General features: G+C 61.2%; 1 protein-coding gene. It reads right to left on the bottom strand.

The window, feature by feature from the left end; all coding sequences use genetic code 11:
- Nucleotides 1-107: 107 nt before the first annotated feature.
- Nucleotides 108-242, bottom strand: a complete 135-nt coding sequence (locus SB772_RS42910; RefSeq protein WP_410838882.1) for a PLP-dependent transferase — start codon at nt 240-242, stop codon at nt 108-110.
- Nucleotides 243-258 lie beyond the last annotated feature (16 nt).

Raw genomic sequence — 258 nt, 5'->3', positions numbered from 1 at the left:
CAATCCACGAACGCCCACAGTTCCAAGGCAAGGGCGGCCAGGCCAAGGATGAAGGAGATCCCGTTGGTGACATAGGCGATCAAGAGTTTTCCGTCCACGCCCCAAGCCTAGCCGTCCAGCGACTTCAGCGCCTGCTCGAGGTCTGACCAGAGGTCCTCCACGTTCTCGATCCCCACGCTGAGCCTGACCAGGTTTTCAGGAACGCTGTGCGGCTCTGCCGCGTGCCGGCGTCGTCGTTCAATGAGTGACTCAACGCCT

It is taken from the genome of Paraburkholderia sp. SIMBA_030 (assembly GCF_046535245.1).
Lineage (GTDB): Bacteria > Pseudomonadota > Gammaproteobacteria > Burkholderiales > Burkholderiaceae > Paraburkholderia.
The sequence above is the reverse complement of the archived record's forward strand: the minus strand, read 5'-3'. Positions and strand labels throughout refer to the sequence as shown.